Source organism: Bradyrhizobium sp. 31Argb, assembly GCF_043638955.1.
Lineage (GTDB): Bacteria > Pseudomonadota > Alphaproteobacteria > Rhizobiales > Xanthobacteraceae > Bradyrhizobium.
In genome coordinates this window covers 14,737-31,103 of the sequence record NZ_JBEGDB010000073.1, presented here as the reverse complement: position 1 = coordinate 31,103, position 16,367 = coordinate 14,737, and the positions used below count along the sequence as shown (strand labels likewise).

The 16,367-nt window shown below is 62.8% G+C and carries 17 protein-coding genes; 8 read left to right on the top strand and 9 right to left on the bottom strand.

Annotation, left to right across the window (positions count from 1 at the left end; all coding sequences use genetic code 11):
* The first annotated feature begins 149 nt into the window (after positions 1–149).
* Positions 150–485, top strand: coding sequence for a phasin family protein (locus AAFX91_RS16620; protein ID WP_130583037.1), 336 nt, complete (start codon positions 150–152; stop codon positions 483–485).
* A gap of 81 nt (positions 486–566) precedes the next feature.
* Here AAFX91_RS16620 and AAFX91_RS16615 read toward each other — a convergent pair whose 3' ends face one another.
* Positions 567–2,237: a TadE/TadG family type IV pilus assembly protein gene (locus AAFX91_RS16615; protein WP_130583038.1), complete on the bottom strand. Its 1,671-nt coding sequence runs from the start codon at positions 2,235–2,237 to the stop codon at positions 567–569.
* Positions 2,238–2,730: 493 nt separating this feature from the next.
* Here AAFX91_RS16615 and clpS point away from each other — a divergent pair, with 493 nt between their 5' ends.
* Both clpS and clpA read left to right on the top strand, forming a co-directional pair.
* Positions 2,731–3,069 (top strand): ATP-dependent Clp protease adapter ClpS, encoded by a 339-nt coding sequence (gene clpS / locus AAFX91_RS16610; RefSeq protein ID WP_165421459.1) that lies wholly within the window; start codon positions 2,731–2,733, stop codon positions 3,067–3,069.
* Positions 3,070–3,347: 278 nt separating this feature from the next.
* Positions 3,348–5,747, top strand: a complete 2,400-nt coding sequence (gene clpA / locus AAFX91_RS16605; protein ID WP_394567159.1) for an ATP-dependent Clp protease ATP-binding subunit ClpA — start codon at positions 3,348–3,350, stop codon at positions 5,745–5,747.
* 61 nt (positions 5,748–5,808) lie between these two features.
* Here the strand turns inward: clpA and AAFX91_RS16600 are convergent, their stop codons facing one another.
* The gene (locus AAFX91_RS16600; RefSeq protein ID WP_130583040.1) at positions 5,809–6,744 is read right to left on the bottom strand and encodes a glycine/sarcosine/betaine reductase selenoprotein B family protein; all 936 of its coding nucleotides are present in this window, start codon (positions 6,742–6,744) and stop codon (positions 5,809–5,811) included.
* Positions 6,745–6,762: 18 nt separating this feature from the next.
* The gene (locus AAFX91_RS16595; protein ID WP_130583041.1) at positions 6,763–7,410 is read right to left on the bottom strand and encodes an HAD family hydrolase; all 648 of its coding nucleotides are present in this window, start codon (positions 7,408–7,410) and stop codon (positions 6,763–6,765) included.
* Between the two features lie 84 nt (positions 7,411–7,494).
* Here AAFX91_RS16595 and AAFX91_RS16590 point away from each other — a divergent pair, with 84 nt between their 5' ends.
* The 4 genes from AAFX91_RS16590 (at position 7,495) to tsaA (ending at position 10,275) form a co-directional block, all read left to right on the top strand.
* Entirely contained in the window at positions 7,495–8,442 is a 948-nt protein-coding gene (locus AAFX91_RS16590) for a transglycosylase SLT domain-containing protein (RefSeq protein WP_394567160.1), read from the top strand.
* Positions 8,443–8,638: 196 nt separating this feature from the next.
* Positions 8,639–9,382: an AzlC family ABC transporter permease gene (locus tag AAFX91_RS16585; RefSeq protein WP_130580373.1), complete on the top strand. Its 744-nt coding sequence runs from the start codon at positions 8,639–8,641 to the stop codon at positions 9,380–9,382.
* Positions 9,379–9,723 carry an AzlD domain-containing protein gene (locus AAFX91_RS16580; protein WP_130580374.1) on the top strand — a complete coding sequence of 115 codons (345 nt, stop codon included), beginning with the start codon at positions 9,379–9,381 and terminating at the stop codon, positions 9,721–9,723. The genes AAFX91_RS16585 and AAFX91_RS16580 overlap by 4 nt, the downstream gene beginning before the upstream one ends.
* Positions 9,724–9,783: 60 nt before the next feature.
* Positions 9,784–10,275 carry a tRNA (N6-threonylcarbamoyladenosine(37)-N6)-methyltransferase TrmO gene (gene tsaA, locus AAFX91_RS16575; RefSeq protein ID WP_130580375.1) on the top strand — a complete coding sequence of 164 codons (492 nt, stop codon included), beginning with the start codon at positions 9,784–9,786 and terminating at the stop codon, positions 10,273–10,275.
* A gap of 128 nt (positions 10,276–10,403) precedes the next feature.
* On the opposite strand, the gene AAFX91_RS16570 is transcribed toward tsaA, so the two are convergent.
* The 4 genes from AAFX91_RS16570 to AAFX91_RS16555 form a co-directional block, all read right to left on the bottom strand.
* Positions 10,404–10,829: an HIT family protein gene (locus tag AAFX91_RS16570; protein ID WP_130580376.1), complete on the bottom strand. Its 426-nt coding sequence runs from the start codon at positions 10,827–10,829 to the stop codon at positions 10,404–10,406.
* Positions 10,830–10,885: 56 nt separating this feature from the next.
* On the bottom strand, positions 10,886–12,133 hold the full coding sequence (locus AAFX91_RS16565; protein WP_394567158.1) for a GNAT family N-acetyltransferase: 1,248 nt from the start codon (positions 12,131–12,133) through the stop codon (positions 10,886–10,888).
* 106 nt (positions 12,134–12,239) lie between these two features.
* The gene (locus tag AAFX91_RS16560) at positions 12,240–12,992 is read right to left on the bottom strand and encodes a glycerophosphodiester phosphodiesterase (protein ID WP_394567157.1); all 753 of its coding nucleotides are present in this window, start codon (positions 12,990–12,992) and stop codon (positions 12,240–12,242) included.
* Positions 12,993–12,995: 3 nt separating this feature from the next.
* Positions 12,996–13,463 carry a RidA family protein gene (locus tag AAFX91_RS16555; RefSeq protein WP_282532106.1) on the bottom strand — a complete coding sequence of 156 codons (468 nt, stop codon included), beginning with the start codon at positions 13,461–13,463 and terminating at the stop codon, positions 12,996–12,998.
* A 239-nt stretch (positions 13,464–13,702) separates the two neighbouring features.
* Here AAFX91_RS16555 and AAFX91_RS16550 point away from each other — a divergent pair, with 239 nt between their 5' ends.
* Positions 13,703–14,566 carry a cell envelope integrity EipB family protein gene (locus AAFX91_RS16550; protein WP_394567156.1) on the top strand — a complete coding sequence of 288 codons (864 nt, stop codon included), beginning with the start codon at positions 13,703–13,705 and terminating at the stop codon, positions 14,564–14,566.
* A 131-nt stretch (positions 14,567–14,697) separates the two neighbouring features.
* Here the strand turns inward: AAFX91_RS16550 and AAFX91_RS16545 are convergent, their stop codons facing one another.
* Positions 14,698–16,005 carry a DNA polymerase IV gene (locus tag AAFX91_RS16545; RefSeq protein ID WP_394567155.1) on the bottom strand — a complete coding sequence of 436 codons (1,308 nt, stop codon included), beginning with the start codon at positions 16,003–16,005 and terminating at the stop codon, positions 14,698–14,700.
* Positions 15,984–16,283 carry a DUF3572 domain-containing protein gene (locus AAFX91_RS16540; protein WP_028163956.1) on the bottom strand — a complete coding sequence of 100 codons (300 nt, stop codon included), beginning with the start codon at positions 16,281–16,283 and terminating at the stop codon, positions 15,984–15,986. The genes AAFX91_RS16545 and AAFX91_RS16540 overlap by 22 nt, the downstream gene beginning before the upstream one ends.
* Positions 16,284–16,367: the final 84 nt, after the last annotated feature.

Below are 16,367 nucleotides of genomic sequence, written 5' to 3'. Positions count from 1 at the left end.
CGCGCGAAACTACTTCGCCGTCGTCGCCATTGCCGCCACTCTGCTCTGGATAAGGTAACTGTCCACACGGCCTAGTTTGACGGCGCGTTCGGGGAGTCGGCTTGAGCCGACAATGGGTTTGCGCGAAAAAGTCTTGGGAAAGGATTCCTATGGTCAAGGTTGAAGACATTCAGAACTACGGAAAAGAGCAGATTGAGACGATCACAGCTTCGGCGAACAATCTGCAGAGCGGCGTCCAGGCGATCGCGACCGCCTATGGCGACTACGCGAAGAAGTCGTTCGAGGACACCAAGTCGTTTGTGGAAAAGCTGTCCGGCGTGAAGTCGCTCGAGAAGGCGCTGGAAGCCCAGACCGAGTATGCCCGCTCGGCCTATGAGACCTTCGTTGCGGAATCGCAGAAGATCGCTGGCCTCTACAGCGACTGCGCCAAGCAGACCTTCAAGCCGTTCGAGGGCCTGGTCGCCAAGTTCGGCCCGGCGCACTGATCGACGCTGCCAGCACCAGCTTCCGGAAAACAAAAGCCCGGCCGTCATGGCCGGGCTTTTTTCTTGGTACGGGCAATCGGATTACTTCGCCACTCGCAGCTTGGAGATTTGTGTGAGGATGTTCTTGAATGCAGTCGAAGTCTCGTTCGGGTCCGTGATCATTTGGAAGCTGCCGTTGGGGGTCGTCACGCAATCCTGCAGCACCTGCGATTTCGGGTCTGCGTTGTTGATGTTGACCTGAATCGTGAACACTGTGACGGGGTTGGTCGTGTCCTTCTTGATGTTCCCGCAGAGGATATCCTGACGGGTGTCAATGCTCGACTGAGATGTGCTCCAGCGGTTTTGGGTGTTCAATCCGTCGGACAGCAGGACGATGTAATCCTTGTAGACATAGGTGCTCTCTTTCGCCTTTGCCGCGATGGGACCATTCGTCGTGCTCAGGGACTGCCACCCCCAAGCTAGCCCAACAGCCTGGTTGGTGTTGCCGCTGGGAGTCATTGCGCTGATCTGGTTCTTGAGAGTCTGCCACTGATTGCTCATCGGAGTTATCGTGGCGGGAAGGCAATCGGACCACTGTTCGGCGTAGAACCGCTTTGACGGTGTCCCATCATTGACGGCTGATCCCGGATCGATGTTCTCCGTATCGTGGTCCTGGTCGCGATCGTTGACGCAGCCGGTCCAAGTGCTGTGCGCAGGCCTTGCTGCAGCCGTCGCAGGGGTATCGTCACCGCGCCAAAGGTGACATATCTTGCTTGAGCCGCTCCCATAGCACGAGCATCTGTTAGGACCGAATGATCCGCAACTTGCGCTCGCGCCGCTGACGGTCGTGTAGCACCCATTGTAGTAAATATTGGTTTTGCCGGGAAGTTTCCTGCCGCTATCAAGGCCGGGACAGATGTAGCCGCTCGAAGGTATTTTGCTTGCGGTCTTGGCTCCGGACGTTGTTGCAGGCCGGTCCATACAAACGAAGCCGTGATTGTTTTTCGTGAAAGGGCAGTCCGATCCGGCTACGGCCGTTTTAAAGGCCGCGTTAGCGCTGGTGGATTTGTCGTTTAAGATCGGCGGCTCAGCTTCCCATTCCGCCCAGTTGATCCACGGCGCGTCGACGTAGCCGGTTCCAACGTTGACGTCCTTTGCGAACGGGATGATGGAAATATAGACGTCGCCTTCCTGCTTGTTGTAGGTGGACAACGTATCGATCATGTCTTTGGCCGCCGTTTGCAAGGCCGCCATCTTGCCGTTCTGGGCCATCGATCCGGTGTTATCCAGCACCATTGCTACGCGCATGCGGGTATTGCCCCAGGCAGCGGTCGAGCTGGTGCCGAAATCGAGGGTGGGGTAGCCGGCCATTCTTAGGAAATCGGTCGGCAGGTTACCGGAAGCGGTCACCTGGATCTTCGTTATCCCGCTGCTGTCTTTCGGCGTGTAGGAAGCTTGGACGCTGTCGGGTGAGACCGTCCCGGATTTGTCGGTGTAGAGGGACGCGAAATAGATCTTTGCCTGAGCCTGGATCTGCGAGGTTGTGATGGTTCCGTTGGTGAGATCCTTGGACAGCATCAGCGCCGTCGAGTCGAGCGCCGCCTGCATCGAAGAGCGGGCGGCGTTGACGCGAGAATAGTCGATGGCGGCACCGACGAAGGTGATGATCGGAACCGAAGCCAAGGCAAAAATTACCGCTATATTGCCTTGATCCGCGGCGGCGAACCGGCGGGCCGCCGTACTAAGGCGGTTGAAAATGGCTGTGATGGACATGGCGTTCACCGCAATCTGGTTGGTGCCGCCATTTCTCAGTGCGCCGCTAAATAGGTGGTGAACCGGTCCTCATAAAAACGGGTCAAAGCCAAGGCAAAAGCCGAACGACGGGGACGAAAGCGGACCTATTGTCAATGGTCGCTAAACGAGTGGTCGGCTTCCTTTGTCAAACCCGCCAGAAACGATTAACCTTCGCATGAGCGCCGAGACCCGGGAGTCGGGCCGGCCGTCCTCGTGTGAGCCACGCATCTGTGCTTGCAGCAGGACGGAGCCGGGCCCATATTGCGTTTTGCCGACCCAGCAAAGGATCGGACCGGGAAGCGGCGATCTCTAGAGCGTGCTGGAAGTTCCGTGACGGCTGTTTTCGGCGTTGCGCAACCTCCAAGTGCGTTGCGTGTTTCCTTTGGGGATGTCGAACGCCTGAGCCATGTCGCAGACAGTTTTTGCAACCAATTCGCCCTTATCGGCGCTTGCCGCACCATTAGCGCCCCGGATGGGCAACGACGAGGGCGGCCGTAGTGGGGGGACGACCGGAGGTCCGTCCACCTCGGTCATCACCAAGGTCAAGCCGAAGACCAAGCGCCCCAATCTGTACCGCGTCCTGATCTTGAACGACGACTACACGCCGATGGAGTTCGTCGTTCATGTCTTAGAGAAGTTCTTCAACAAGGACGCGGAAGCGGCGACCAAGATCATGCTACACGTGCACCACCATGGCATCGGGGAGTGCGGGGTTTTCACCTATGAGATTGCCGAGACCAAGGTAACCCAGGTGATGGATTTTGCGCGGAAGCACCAGCATCCGCTGCAATGTGTGATGGAAAAAAAGTAACGCGGGCCCAGCGTCGAGCAGACCCGCCACGAAGCGGAACGGGTCTTGCTTCCGATTTGCCTGAGGGAAATGGTTTGCCTGACGGAAGCAGATGGCGTTCCCGCTGGCTGGCGGGATGTGGCTCTCGGTCGCGGCGCCTTTGCTCGATTGGCTGACCGCTGCGCGAAGCCGGGCTTTTGCCACGATCGTGCGTGACTATATGACAGGGGATGACGAAGGTTGTTGTTGCCTGACCGGGCAATGGCGATCATGATGGCCGGGGGCCATAGAGGAAGCGAATGCCTACTTTTTCCCAAAGCCTTGAACAATCCCTGCATCGTGCATTGGCGATTGCAAACGAGCGTCACCATCAATACGCGACGCTTGAACACCTTCTGCTGTCGCTGATCGACGACTCGGATGCGGCCGCGGTGATGCGGGCCTGCAGCGTCGATCTCGACAAGCTCAGGACCAGTCTCGTCAACTATCTCGAGACCGAATTCGAAAATTTGGTGACTGATGGCGCTGATGACGCGAAGCCGACCGCCGGTTTCCAGCGCGTAATCCAGCGTGCGGTGATCCACGTGCAGTCCTCGGGTCGCGAAGAAGTGACCGGCGCCAATGTGCTGATCGCGATCTTCGCCGAGCGCGAAAGCCACGCCGCCTATTTCCTGCAAGAGCAGGACATGACGCGCTACGACGCGGTCAACTACATCAGCCACGGCATCGCCAAGCGGCCGGGCGTCTCCGAGGCGCGGCCGGTGCGCGGCGTCGACGAGGAGACCGAGACCAAGGGCAACGAGGACTCCAAGAAGAAGGGCGAGGCGCTCGAGACCTATTGCGTCAACCTCAACAAGAAGGCGCGTGACGGCAAGATCGATCCCGTGATCGGCCGCAATGCCGAGATCAGCCGCGCGATCCAGGTGTTGTGCCGCCGGCAGAAGAACAATCCGCTGTTCGTCGGCGAAGCCGGCGTCGGTAAGACCGCGATTGCGGAGGGACTGGCCAAGCGCATCGTCGACAGCGAAGTGCCGGAAGTGCTGGCCGCTGCCACCGTGTTCTCGCTGGACATGGGAACGCTGCTCGCCGGCACGCGCTATCGCGGCGATTTCGAAGAGCGCCTGAAACAGGTGCTGAAGGAACTCGAGGCGCACCCGAACGCGATCCTGTTCATCGACGAGATCCACACCGTGATCGGCGCCGGTGCCACGTCGGGCGGCGCGATGGATGCGTCCAACCTGCTCAAGCCGGCGCTGGCATCGGGCACTATCCGCTGCATGGGCTCGACGACCTACAAGGAATACCGCCAGCATTTCGAGAAGGACCGCGCTTTGGTGCGCCGGTTCCAGAAGATCGACATTAACGAGCCGACGGTGGAAGACGCGATTGCGATCCTCAAGGGCCTCAAGCCCTATTTCGAGGATTACCATCGTCTGAAATACACCAATGAGGCGATCGAGGCGGCAGTGCAGCTTTCCTCGCGCTACATCCACGACCGCAAATTGCCTGACAAGGCGATCGACGTGATCGACGAGTCCGGTGCGGCGCAGATGCTGGTCTCCGAGAACAAGCGCAAGAAGACCATCGGTATCAAGGAGATCGAGACCACGATCGCGACCATGGCGCGGATTCCGCCGAAGAGCGTGTCGAAGGACGATGCCGAGGTGCTGAAGCACCTCGAGCAGACCCTGAAGCGCGTGGTGTTCGGTCAGGACAAGGCGATCGAGTCGCTGTCGGCCTCGATCAAGCTGGCGCGTGCCGGCTTGCGCGAACCGGAGAAGCCGATCGGCTGCTACCTGTTCTCCGGCCCGACCGGCGTCGGCAAGACCGAGGTGGCAAAACAGCTCGCGGCGTCGCTCGGCGTCGAGCTGCTGCGCTTCGACATGTCCGAGTACATGGAGCGGCACACGGTGTCGCGCCTGATCGGTGCACCTCCCGGCTATGTCGGCTTCGACCAGGGCGGCCTGTTGACCGACGGCGTGGACCAGCATCCGCATTGCGTGGTGTTGCTCGACGAAATCGAAAAGGCGCATCCGGATCTCTACAACGTGCTGCTGCAGATCATGGATCACGGCAGGCTGACCGACCATAACGGTAAGCAGGTCAACTTCCGCAATGTGATCCTGATCATGACCACGAATGCGGGCGCGGCCGATCTTGCACGGCAGGCCTTCGGCTTCACCCGTAGCAAGCGGGAAGGCGACGACCACGAGGCGATCAATCGCCAGTTCGCGCCGGAATTCCGCAACCGGCTCGATGCGATCGTCTCTTTTGCGCATCTCAATGCCGAGGTGATCGGCATGGTGGTCGAGAAGTTCGTGCTTCAGCTTGAGGCGCAGCTCGCGGACCGCGACGTCACCATCGAGCTGTCCGAGCCCGCAAAGGCATGGCTGATCGAGAATGGCTATGATGAGCAGATGGGCGCCCGCCCGATGGCGCGGGTGATCCAGGAGCACATCAAGAAGCCGCTGGCCGATGAAGTGCTGTTCGGTCAGCTCAAGGGCGGCGGCCATGTCCGTGTCGTCCTGGTCAAGGACGAGGCAACCGGCAAGGACAAGATCGGCTTCGAGTTCGTCGAAGGCCCGGTCACGCCGAAGCCGGAGAAGCTCCCCGGCGCCCGCAAGCGCAAGCCGAAGCCGGGCGGTCCCAACGGCGGTGGCTCCAAGGGGCCAGCGCGCGGACCGCTGGTGAAGGTGTGATAGCGTTGTGATCGATCATCAAAAAAGGCCGGCTGCAAAGCCGGCCTTTTTCATTGAGGGACTACGCCGCGCTCTCGCGGATGCCCTTCGCGATTTCCTTCTGCGCGTCGAACTCGCGGCGGAGCCGCGCCAGTTCCTCGGCGCTCAGCGCGTCGGCGTTGCTGTAGTCGCGCTTCCAGGAATGGTCTGCGCTCCAGCGCAGCGGCGACTGCACCGTCGTCTGCGGCGCTGGCGCGGACTCCAGCACGCGCAACGCAAGCTCCAGCGTGAACGCCTGCGAAGCCACATCGTGCGGCTTGCCGGCTGAATTGCCGAGCGGGAAATCGCTGAACAGGAATCGCGGCACGGCGGCGTGCTCGACGATATCCTTGGCGCAACCCATCACGACGGTCGAAATGCCGCCGGCCTCGAGATGCCGTGCCACCAGGCTGACGGTCTGGTGGCACACCGGGCAGTTCGGTACCAGGACGGCGGCATCGACGCCATCAGCGCGGCAGCGCGCCAGGATCTCCGGCGCATCGGTATCGATGGTGACGCGGTGGCTGCGGTTGGTGGGCGCGCCGAAGAAGCGCGGCGCGATCTCGCCGATCCGTCCTTCCTCCGCCAGCCGCCGCAATTGCGGCAACGGGAACCAAGTGCCGCTGTCTTTGGCCGAGCTGTGCACGCGGTCATAGGCGATGTGGGAAATGCGCAGATCGTGCTGCTTCGATGTGTCGCCGTCATAGACCTGATAAAACTTGGCGCCGCCGTTATATTTCGCCCCTGGTCCCTGATCGCCCTTGGCGGGATCGAACGGCGCCGCCGTGGTGATGATGGTGACGCGGGATTCGGCGAGCGGCTTGCGCAGCGGCTGGAACGGCGCGCTGGTGTAATGCGCCCACCGATAGGGCGTCGTGTAGCCGATCGCAGCATAGTAGTCGCGCGTGCGTTTCATGTAGCCGATCGGCGCGTCGTCGTCGGGTGCGAAGTCGAGCTGCTGGTCGGACGTTGTTGTCATCTCGTGTGCTCCGAGTGATCAAGCCGGAAGCGATAGGCAATGGTCGAGCAAATTCGGATGGGTCGCGCAAATATGATGTGCGCCGGCACCCTTCAGCTCCTCTTCGCTGCCATAGCCGTAGAGGACGCCGATGGCTGTCATGCCGTTGCTCCGCGCGCCGACGATATCGTGGCTGCGGTCGCCGATCATGATCGCCTGCGTAGGATCCACCTTCGCCGTTTCGAGCGCATGTCGCAACAGCTCGGTCTTGTCGGTGCGCGTGCCGTCGAGCTCCGAGCCGAACACCTGTTCGAAATAGGGACGCAGGCCGAAATGATCGATGATCCGCTCGGCATACACCGCAGGCTTGCTGGTGGCGATGAACATGCGCGGATGCGAGGCGGCCAGCGCGGACAGCGTCTCCTGGATGCCGTGATAGGTCTCGTTCTCGAACAGGCCGATATCGGCGAACCGCTCGCGATAGAGCGCCAAAGCCCGATCAGCGAGCGCATCGCTGCCGACCAGCTTCTTCAGGCTCGCGTGCAGGGGAGGGCCGATGCACCAGGTCAATTCGTCTTCGCTTGGGACCGCCTTGCCCAGCCGCTCGAGCGCGTACTGAATGGAACGGGTGATCCCGGGCTTGGGATTGGTCAGCGTGCCGTCGAGATCAAAATAGATTGTGCGCATTTCGGCCCTGGCGCGTTGATAATGCCCGAGTTTCCTAGTCGGCCCGCCGCCTAAGTCAAGGACTGATTTGTCAGGTCTGAGATGATGCGAATAATCCCGCATTTCAGCGCTACTCTCGCGCTTCTGCTATGGCTGGCACCGGCGGCGGCCGAGGAGCCTGACAGCCGCGTCGTGCACCCGAGCGTCGAGGAACTCGCTCACCCCCCGGAAAAGTCCGAGACCGCGCGCGAAAGCGAGGCGCGGGAAGCGATGTGCCTGATGATCGAATCTGCTGCACGGGCGAACGACCTGCCGCTCGAATTCTTTGCCCGCGTGATCTGGCAGGAGAGCCGGTTTCAGCCCGATGCGGTGGGCCCGATGACGCGGAACGGCCAGCGCGCGCAGGGCATCGCGCAGTTCATGCCGGGAACGGCGAACGAGCGCGGCCTGCTCGATCCCTTCAATCCCGTGCAGGCGCTGCCGAAGTCGGCCGAATTCTTAGGCGAGCTTCGCAGCCAGTTCGGCAATCTCGGTCTTGCTGCAGCGGCCTACAATGCCGGTCCGCGCCGCGTGCAGGACTGGCTCGCCGGCACCGGCTACATGCCGCAAGAAACGCGCAGCTACGTGTACGCGATCACCGGCTCCAGCGTCGACGAATGGGCGGCCGCCGGCCGCGGCGGCAAGATGCCCGCGCGTCCGCCGACGTCGAGCTGCCGCGAACTGATGGCGCTTCTGAAGCGCGCGCCGAACCCGTTCGTCGCTGGGCTCGAGCAGCATGTCACGCTCGCCGCAGCAAAGGTCTGGGGCGTGCAGCTCGCCGCGGGCTTCAACCGCGACAAGGCGCTGGCGATGTATGCGCGTGCGATGAAAAGCCTGAGCAGCGTGATCGGCGACCAGGATCCGAGCCTGCTTAGCGCACCTCTGCGCACGCGCGGGACCGCCACTTTCTACCAGGTGCGCATCGGCGCCGACACGCGGCCCGAGGCCGACAATCTCTGCAACCGCATCCGCAAAGCCGGCGGTGCCTGTTTCGTGTTGCGGAACAGGGTGTGAGAGGGCAGGGCTCGTCATTGCGGGGAGCGAAGCGACGAAGCAATCCATCTCTCCGCAAGCGGCGGCATGGATTGCTTCGCTCCGCTCGCAATGACGGTGGGGCGCTGCTGCATGCCAGCCCTGAGGCGCGCTTGCTTGACGCCGCCCCGCTTCATCCGCCCTATGCCGCTCAATTCAAACCTCTCTCTGGTCCGCCGTGGCGCTTCCTCCGCTCGATTCCCCGCAATGGCACAGCTCATTCCGCGCCTTCTTCTGGGGCGTGCGGTCGGTCGGATCGACCATCCTGGCGCTGGTGCTGTTCGCGACCTATCTCGGCATCGGGGCGCTGGCGCATGACACGCATTTCTCGCTGGCCTGGACGTTGGCGAGCACGGTGTTCGTCTGGGCTGGACCGGCCCAGATCATCCTGGTGTCGACGCTGGGCTCCGGCGCGACCATCCTGCAATCGGCGATCGCGGTGAGCGTCAGCGCCATCCGCCTGTTTCCGATGGTGGTGTCCGTCCTGCCGATGATGCGGACGCCAAAGACAAAACGGCGGCACCTGATCCTGGTGGCGCATCTCACCGCCGTCACGCTGTGGGTCGAATGCCATCGCTTTCTGCCACAGGTGCCGCGGGAGCGCCGCATCGCCTTCATTCATGGGCTCGGTTGCGGGTTGGTCTTTCTCTCTGTGGTGGCCAACACGATCGGCTACCTGCTGGCCGCCAATCTCTCGCAGCTCTTCGCCGCGGCGATCCTGATGCTGACGCCGCTGGCGTTCCTGTTCTCGACCGCGCGCAATTGCCGCGAGCTTGCCGACGGTGTCGCACTCGCGCTGGGACTGGCGCTGTATCCATTGGCGACGCTGCTCAACAGCGGCCTCGACATTCTGGTCAGCGGCGTCGTCGCCGGCACCATCGCCTATGGTGTGCACCGGGCAAGGGCAAAGGCGATCGCATGAGCACCTTCATCGGCGACTGGCACGCGCTCGTGGTCCTGTTCGTGGCCGGCGTGATCCCCAACCAGATCTGGCGCATGCTGGGCCTGTGGTTTGGCGGCGGGCTCGATGAGGGCTCCGAGCTTCTTGTGTGGGTGAGGGCAGTCGCGACCGCGATCCTGGCCGGGGTCATCGCGCAGATCGTGGTGCAGCCGCCCGGCGCGCTCGCAAGCGTTCCGGCCCTGTTGCGCTATGGGGCCGTGGCCGCAGGCTTTGCCGCGTTCACGCTGTCGCGGAAATCGATCTTCGCAGGCGTGGCCATCGGCGAAGTGATCCTGGTCGGCGGCCAATGGTGGCTCGGCTGATTGCAGCCGCCGCGCAATGCGTTACTGTCGATAGGCAAGCAGCTATCTGTGGATTGAGACATGGTTCGAGAAGGTGAGATACGCCCGGGCGAAGTCGCCATCGAGATGCCGCCGGCACAGGACGCCGGCCTGATCTTCATCGGTCGCATCCGCACGCCCTGGACCTCGCGGCTGATAACGCCGCGGCAGGGCCGCCATGACGGCCCCGTCTGTCGTCTGGAGATTTTCGAGCCATGGGTGCCCGCCATGAAGGGCGTCGATTTCTACGAGAATCTCGAGGTGCTCTACTGGCTGCACCAGTCGCGCCGCGACCTCGTGCTGCAGAGCCCGAAGAGCAACGGAAAAACCCGCGGCGCCTTCTCGCTGCGCTCACCGGTGCGGCCGAACCCGATCGCGACTTCGATCGTAAAGCTGGTCGGCGTCCAGGGCAACGTCATCCTGGTGCGCGGATTGGACTGTCTCGACGAGACGCCGCTGCTCGACATCAAGCCCGATCGCTGCGAGTTCACGCCGCTTGCGCCGCCACAGCCCGGTGATTTCGAGACGGAGTGATTTTCTCGTCCGGTCATTCCGGGGCGCGCGCAGCGCGAGCCCGGAATCCATTTCTCCGCAGCGCATGCGGTCCGATGGATTCCGGGCCTGCGCCTGGCGGATCCCGGAATGACAAGGGGAGAGAGCCGTTACCCCAGCGCGGCGATCAGCTTGGTCGCATTGTCCTCCAGCACCTTCACATCCTCCTTGCGGCTTGCGGGCGGCAACAGCGCGACGCCGTCCTGGCGCGGCATCACATGCATGTGGAGGTGGAAGACGACCTGGCCGCCGGCCGGCTCGTTGAACTGCTGCACGGTGATGCCGTCGGCCTGGAAGGCCTTCATCGCCGCAGCAGCGATCTTCTGCGCGCCGCGCGCGACATGGGCGTAGTCCTCGGGCGAGATGTCGAAGATGTTGCGGGCCGGGGCCTTCGGGATCACCAGCGTGTGGCCGGGCGAACGCGGCATGATGTCGAGGAAGGCGAAGACATGCTCGTCCTCATAGACCTTGTAGCAGGGCAGTTCACCGCGCAGGATCTTGGCGAAGATGTTGTTGGGATCATAGGCGGTGGGCATGGCGTCGGCTCCTCAAATCACGTGTCTTGCAGAAGACACAGCTCCTAGCAGAAAGCTTAACTCTCGTCGCCGCCCTTGCGGAACGGGCCAGCCTCGGAGAGCTCGCGGCCGACCTCGGCGACATAGGCGCGCTCGCGCTTGAGGTAATCGGCGATCGCCCGGCGCAGGCCCGGGTCGGCGATGTAATGGGCGGAATAGGTGGTCTGCGGCAGATATCCGCGCGCGAGCTTGTGCTCTCCTTGCGCGCCGGCCTCGACCACCTGCAATCCGCTCTGGATGGCGAAATCGATCGCCTGATAATAGCAGACCTCGAAATGCAGGAAGGGATGGTGCTCGGTCGCGCCCCAGTTGCGGCCGAACAGCGTGTCCGAGCCGATGAAGTTGATGGCTCCTGCGATCCAGCGTCCATTGCGCTTCGCCATGACCAGCAGCACGTCCTTGGCCATGCTCTCGCCGATCAGCGAGAAGAATTTCCGGTTTAGGTACGGCCGGCCCCATTTGCGCGAGCCGGTCTCCATATAGAAGTCGAAGAATGCGTCCCACGCATCCTCGGTGATCTCCTCGCCCGTCAGCCAGTGGATCGTGACACCGGCCGCAAGCGCCTCGCGCCGCTCGCGCTTGATCGCCTTGCGGTGGCGTGAATTCAGCGTGGCGAGGAAATCGTCGAAGGTCTTGAAGCCGTCATTGTGCCAGTGGAACTGCTGGTCGGTCCGCTGCAGAAAACCATGTCCGCCGAGGAACTTCGCTTCGTCCTCGCTTGCAAAGGTCACATGCGCCGAGGAGGCCTCGGTGGCCTCGCATAGCGCCATCAGGCCATGGGCAAGCGCCGACCTGATCTGCTCACGGTGGATGCCGTTGCGAAGCAGGAGACGCGGCCCGGTGGCGGGCGTGAAGGGCACCGACACCTGGAGTTTCGGATAATACCGGCCGCCGGCGCGCTCATAGGCGTCGGCCCAGCCGCGATCGAAGACATATTCGCCCTGGGAGTGGGACTTGAGATAGCAGGGGACTATCCCGACGATCTCACCGTCCAGCCTGGCCAGGAGATGCCGTGGCCCCCAGCCGGTCCGCGCGACGGCCGAGCCGGAAGCCTCCAATGCCGCAAAAAAGGCGTGCGAAACGAAGGGGTTATAAGAGGGTTTTGCGTGGATGCATGCGAGGCCTCCAGCACTGGGTAAAGCCAGCGTGTCGAGAGCATCAAGCGAGCCGGGATCGACCGTCGGATTGGCGCAGGCGTCCCAATCCGCAGCCTTGATATAGCTGACGGACGGAACCGCTTCGAGGGTGATTTCGGATGAGGCCATTGAGAGTTTGAACCGGTCCCCCGTGCGAGCGGCCATCGCCCATGGTGAGCTGCGCCCTACAAAGATCGTGCATCGCAATGCCGACTTCAAGGCCGCCAGCCACATGTCAGGTTCCCGGCATGAAACCTTCGAAGATCATCTGGTCGGCATAGCGCGCCGCTCTCGCGCGTTGCTCCGGCGTGCGCACGGTCCAGGCCAGTAGCGGGCAGCCGAACAGCTTGCGCGCGATCCAGGGCGCGGGCGCCGGCAACTGGTCGATCCAGTAGGCGACGAAATGCGGCTCGGTGCGGAAGCCATGGCGCAGGTACAGCATGCTGTCGCGCTGTGCCGGCGTCAGCTTGGCCCAATACCCGTCGTCATAGTTGCGCTGGGCGGTGATGCCGCGGTGCAGCCTTGGCATGATCTCACGCAGCGCCAGCACCTGGTCCGGGTCGAAAGACATGCCGACCACGGGCCCGGAATAGCTGCTCAGCACCTCCGCCATCCGCTTCACCAATTTGCGGTCGCCGTCAAAACGGCTCTTCACCTCGACCAGGAGCGGCACGCGGCCGGCAACCAGCGCGCAGAGGTCGCCGAGCGACATCATGCGCTGGCCGGTGTCCTTGAAGCGGATGGCCTTCAGTTCGGCCGCCGTCTTGGTGAGCAGGAGGCCCGAGCCCTCGGTGAGCCGGCCGAGCGCGTCGTCGTGATGCACCATGGCCTCGCCGTCGGCAGTAAGCTGGATATCGCACTCAATGGTGAAATTGCCCGCGATGGCCGCTTCGGCCGCCGCCGGCATGTTCTCGATGATGCCGCGCGCAACATCATGCAGGCCGCGATGGGCGACCGGCCGTGCCGTCAGCCAGTCGGGGGCCCGCATCGCTCAGGTGACCTCGAACAATCCCTCGACTTCCACGGCGGCGTCCGCCGGCAGCGAAGCGACGCCAACGGTGGTACGGGCGTGCCGGCCCTTGTCGCCGAAGGCGGCCACCATCAGGTCCGAGGCGCCGTTCAGCACCTTCGGTGCGTCCAGGAAGTCGGGTGTCGAATTGATGAAACCGCCAAGCCGCACCACACGCGCGACCTTGTCGAGGTCGCCGAGCGCGGCCTTGATCTGGGCAAACAGGTTGATCGCGCAGCCGCGGGCGGCGGCGCTACCTTGCTCGATGGTGACGCCCGCACCCAGCTTGCCCTTGGCGATCAGCTTGCCCTGGGCATCGAAGCAAAGCTGGCCGGAGACGAACAGCAGGTTGCCGGTACGAACGAAGCCGACATAGTTCGCCACGGGAGCGGCGGGCTCGGGCAGGGTGATCCCCTGTGCCGCCAGTTTCTGTTCGACCGTACCTGCCATGTTTTCCGTCCCCGGGTTCAGTGACAATCAGGGCGCATTGTTTCGCGCATCGCGCCGCCGCTTTCAAGTCGGCCGCGGATCGGTCAAGAACGGCGCTTTGCTGCGTAAACCCCGATGAAATATGCCAAAAAACGCGTCGCTCGCGTTCTCGGCGTTACCTTTTTGTGAAACTGCCCCAGTTGCGGCGCAATAGAGCCGTCACTATTGTGACGAATCGTCCGTTTCCTAAAGGGATATACATGGCCCGCCTGTTCCGGATTCCGCCTCGCGTTTTGGCGATGACCATTGCCGTAGCCGCAGGATCGGGATTCACCAACGGAGCGGCCACGGCCGGAACGGTGCCGTTTTTGTCGCATCAGGCGCTCTACGATCTCAATCTCGTGAAGTCGCGCGGCTCCAACGCGATCAGCAGCGTGCGCGGGCGCATCCTCTATAATTTCTCCGGCAGCACCTGCGAGGGCTACACATCCGAATTCCGCCAGGTATCGGAGCTCGACAGCGGCGAGGGCAAGGTTACGCTCTCCGACCTGCGCTCTTCATCCTGGGAGGATGCCGCCGGCAAGAGCTACCGGTTCAAGATCGATACGCGGATGAACGACGGCGATTCCGCGCCGGTGGATGGCGTGGCGGAGCGGGTGGGCGACCACATCACGGTCAAGCTGAAGCAGCCGGTGGCGAAGACCTTTCAGCTCGACGGCAAAGTCGTATTCCCGACCGAGCAGATCCAGCACATCATCGCCGCCGCGCGCGAGGGCAAGAGCGTGCTCGAGCTCACGGTCTATGACGGTTCCGACAACGGCGAAAAGGTCTACAACACGCTTTCTGTGATCGGACAGCCGATCCCCGGCGAGCGCGCGCCGGCGTCGCCCGATGCTTCGACCACGAACGATGCGATGAAATCGATGACCCGGTGGCCGGTGACGGTGAGCTATTACGACCGCGATGCCAAGGCCGTTGATAGTGAGCAGACGCCGGTCTATGCGATGTCGTTCGAGCTCTACGAGAACGGCGTCTCCCGTGCGCTGGTGCTGGATTACAATGACTTCGTGATATCAGGCGCGATGGGCAAGTTCGACGTCAAGGACACGAAGCCGTGTAAGTGATAGGGGGCCGTTGGGCTCACCTCGTCATGCGCGGGCTTGACCCGCGCATCCATCACCCTTCAGAAGATTCCTTTCGGAGTGGATGGATTGCCGGGTCAAGCCCGGCAATGACAACGGAAAGACGGACGACGTCACTCCGTCTTCGCCGGCCCCTCGTAAGAAATTCCCCTAATCACCGCGGCGTTTCCGAATTTCTTCCGCAGGTCATCCATCGCCCGCTCGGCGTGGGCGGAGCGTCGGTCGAGCATGTCGGTGTCGTCGGCCGCCGATCCCGGCCGCAGCGCGCTGACGCCGACACCCATCAGGCGGAAGGCGGTGCCGTCGATCTCCTTCGCCAGCATCTCGCGCGACACCGCAAAGATCTTTCCGGCGAGCTGGGTCGGCGCCGCGATCGATTGCGAGCGGGTGCGCGGGCGGAAATCGGCGGTCTTCAGCTTCAACGTGATGGTGGAGCCTGCAAGCTCGCTGTTCTTCAGCCGCGCCGAGACCTTCTCGGACAATCTCCACAGCAGCCTTTCCAGCGTGACGAAATCGCGGATGTCGTTCTCGAACGTGGTCTCGCTCGAGATCGTCTTGGCGCCGCGATCGGCTACCACGCGACGGTCGTCGATGCCGCGCGCGAGCCGCCACAATCTACGGCCCTCGTTCGCGAACTGCTTCATCAGCTCGTTCTCGTCCGCGCGCTGCAGGTCGGCGATGGTGCGATAGCCCCGCTGGATCAGCCTTTCCTGGGTCGCAGGCCCGACGCCGAAGATGAAACCAACAGGCTTGTCCGCGAGCATCTCGCGCGCTTCGTCCTGGTCGAGCGTGGCGAAGCCGCGCGGCTTATCGAGGTCGGAGGCGATCTTGGCCAGGAACTTGTTGCAGGACAGCCCGACAGACACCGTGATGCCGATATTGCGCTCGACGTCGCGGGCAAAGCCCGCCAGCACCTTCGCCGGGATCATGCCGTGGACGCGCTCGGTGCCGGAGAGATCGAGGAAGGCCTCGTCGATCGACAACGGCTCGACCAGGGGCGTCAGCGCCTGCATCGCGTGGCGCACCTCACGGCCGACGCGGACATATTTCGCCATATCCGGCGGGATCACGGTCGCGGACGGGCACAGCTCGATCGCCCTAAACATCGGCATGGCCGAGCGCACGCCAAAGGTCCGCGCGACATAGCAGGCGGCGGAAACCACGCCGCGCTTGCCGCCGCCGATGATGACGGGCTTGTCGGCGAGATCAGGGTTGTCGCGTTTCTCGACCGTGGCGTAGAAGGCGTCGCAATCGATATGCGCCAGCGCAAGCCGCGGCAGGGCGTGATGGCGAACCAGGCGCGGCGAGCCGCAATGGCTGCAGCGCCTTGCCTTGAAGTCGAGGTCGCCGAGGCAATCCCGGCAGAAGCAGCGGTGGCCGTTGCTCGTGAGCGCCGCGCTCACGGCACGTCGCGTTCCCATTTGGGATCGTTCAGGACCTGGTGGGCCGCGGCAATGTTGGTCGGGTGCAATTCGGAAGCCTTTGCAAACGCCTGCACGGTCGCATCGTCCCGCATCACGAAGTCGAGCACCGAGCTAAGGAACTTTGGGTCGGAGGCGGCGGAGCGGAGCGTCTCGGGTCCGATTCCCGTCTCGGCCAGGAACAGGCCCAGCCTTTCGGGGTCGCCGGCGATGAAACCCAGCGCCTGAACCGCAACGATTTCAGCTACTTCGCGGGGGTTTTGAACAGGCTTTTTCAACGGTCGGTTTGCCTTTCCGTTAACTTATGTTCTCTAATGACACGCATCATGCCCGAGTCTTTCGGACCTGTTCAAGCAAGTGGA

What these genes read in the sequence shown, in the direction of transcription:
- clpS (WP_165421459.1), top strand. Translation starts at nt 2,731, where the DNA reads ATGGGCAACGACGAGGGCGGCCGTAGTGGGGGGACGACCGGAGGTCCG.
- clpA (WP_394567159.1), top strand. Translation starts at nt 3,348, where the DNA reads ATGCCTACTTTTTCCCAAAGCCTTGAACAATCCCTGCATCGTGCATTG.
- AAFX91_RS16560 (WP_394567157.1), bottom strand. Translation starts at nt 12,992, where the DNA reads ATGCGGGCCCCCGACTGGCTGACGGCACGGCCGGTCGCCCATCGCGGC.
- AAFX91_RS16580 (WP_130580374.1), top strand. Translation starts at nt 9,379, where the DNA reads ATGAGCACCTTCATCGGCGACTGGCACGCGCTCGTGGTCCTGTTCGTG.
- AAFX91_RS16615 (WP_130583038.1), bottom strand. Translation starts at nt 2,237, where the DNA reads ATGTCCATCACAGCCATTTTCAACCGCCTTAGTACGGCGGCCCGCCGG.
- AAFX91_RS16565 (WP_394567158.1), bottom strand. Translation starts at nt 12,133, where the DNA reads ATGGCCTCATCCGAAATCACCCTCGAAGCGGTTCCGTCCGTCAGCTAT.
- AAFX91_RS16595 (WP_130583041.1), bottom strand. Translation starts at nt 7,410, where the DNA reads ATGCGCACAATCTATTTTGATCTCGACGGCACGCTGACCAATCCCAAG.
- AAFX91_RS16600 (WP_130583040.1), bottom strand. Translation starts at nt 6,744, where the DNA reads ATGACAACAACGTCCGACCAGCAGCTCGACTTCGCACCCGACGACGAC.
- tsaA (WP_130580375.1), top strand. Translation starts at nt 9,784, where the DNA reads ATGGTTCGAGAAGGTGAGATACGCCCGGGCGAAGTCGCCATCGAGATG.
- AAFX91_RS16545 (WP_394567155.1), bottom strand. Translation starts at nt 16,005, where the DNA reads ATGGGAACGCGACGTGCCGTGAGCGCGGCGCTCACGAGCAACGGCCAC.
- AAFX91_RS16620 (WP_130583037.1), top strand. Translation starts at nt 150, where the DNA reads ATGGTCAAGGTTGAAGACATTCAGAACTACGGAAAAGAGCAGATTGAG.
- AAFX91_RS16555 (WP_282532106.1), bottom strand. Translation starts at nt 13,463, where the DNA reads ATGGCAGGTACGGTCGAACAGAAACTGGCGGCACAGGGGATCACCCTG.
- AAFX91_RS16590 (WP_394567160.1), top strand. Translation starts at nt 7,495, where the DNA reads ATGCGAATAATCCCGCATTTCAGCGCTACTCTCGCGCTTCTGCTATGG.
- AAFX91_RS16570 (WP_130580376.1), bottom strand. Translation starts at nt 10,829, where the DNA reads ATGCCCACCGCCTATGATCCCAACAACATCTTCGCCAAGATCCTGCGC.
- AAFX91_RS16550 (WP_394567156.1), top strand. Translation starts at nt 13,703, where the DNA reads ATGGCCCGCCTGTTCCGGATTCCGCCTCGCGTTTTGGCGATGACCATT.